Here is a 1,300-nt window from a genome sequence, read left to right as displayed (position 1 = left end):
CCTTCTCATGGAACTAATTATATCAAAACTATATGAATTAATAAAGGATACAACGAATGTCATTGAAATGGAGGAAGAAGCCCATCGCCTGATGTATGGTTGCTTCACAAGTTTAGTAGGGCAAGTCTTCCAAGAACTGGATCGTGTACTGGTATCTCAACGATTGGCAGAAGGATGGAAGCGAGAACGTACCGATAGCCGAAGTATCCAGTTTATGTTTGGAATGGTAACATTCGATCGTACCTTGATGAAAAAACCCAATGGTCAAGCGATCTATCCCTTCGATGAATGGATCGGTTTGCGGAAGAGGCAGCGCTACAGCCCCTTGGTGGAGGTCAAAGTAGCGGAGATGGCCAGTGAAAGCACGTATAGAGAAGTAGCCCATACATTAGAAGCATGGACGCCTGTCCAGCTGAGTCATCAAACGGTGGGGCAGATGGTGAAAGTGGTAGGGAAAGCCCAAGCTCAAGCTGATCAAGACCGAGTGACAGAGATGGAAGAAGCTACTTCTTTACCAGAAGGGAAAAAAGTGGACTATTTTTATGCAGAGGCAGACGGGGTCTTTATTCGTGGATGTCAAAAGAAACAGCATATGGAAGTGCGACACGCTATCTTGTATGAAGGATGGGAGAAACGAGGAAACCGTGTCTCTCTGAAGGAACCAACCGTTATTCTGACCACCCAGCCAACAGATGTTTTTTGGGAGGAGGTTCAGACGATGGCAGCCAGTCGTTACAGCCTAGAACAGACCCAAGTAGTGACAAATAGTGATGGTGGCAACGGTTATACGGCAGAACGATTTCAAACGGCTTTTTCCCAATCCCAGCATCAGGTGCTCAACCAGTTGGATGCCTATCATGTAGCTCAGAGCGTGAACCGCACCTTTCCTTCCGAAGAAAAGGGAAATAAAAAGGCGGTCCGCAAGGCGATAAAGACCCGTGATTTAGAGGCATTTAAACTACAAGTAGATACGTATGAAAGTACGTTAGAAGACGACAAACAGATCGAGAAAGTGCAACGCTTTCGCCAGTATATTCTTCATAACTGGCAGCGTATTTATGATTGGCGGGAGGTTATCTCCGACTGCCCAGCAGATGCCAGGAAACTAGGAGCGATGGAATCCCATCAACGACAGGTGTCCTTCCGCATGAAAAAACGCGGGATGCATTGGAGTCAGGCAGGTGGAGAAGCGATGGTCAAGATTAAGCAAGGCATACGAAATCAAACCTTACGACAAGCTTATTTGGCGAACCAGCAACGAAGCACAAGAAAACAAAGAGACGTGAAAAAGGGAATCCGA

1 protein-coding gene is annotated in these 1,300 nt (G+C 46.5%); it reads left to right on the top strand.

Translation table 11 applies throughout. From position 1 onward, the window contains the following. Positions 1-7 precede the first annotated feature (7 nt). Positions 8-1,300, top strand: a 1,293-nt coding sequence (locus JOD18_RS24085; protein WP_239588347.1) for an ISLre2 family transposase, incomplete at its 3' end; no start/stop codon positions are given.

It is taken from the genome of Gracilibacillus alcaliphilus (assembly GCF_016909015.1).
Classification (GTDB): domain Bacteria; phylum Bacillota; class Bacilli; order Bacillales; family Amphibacillaceae; genus Gracilibacillus; species Gracilibacillus alcaliphilus.
Note: the sequence above shows the minus strand (reverse complement) of the source record. Positions and strands in the feature narration are given on the sequence as shown.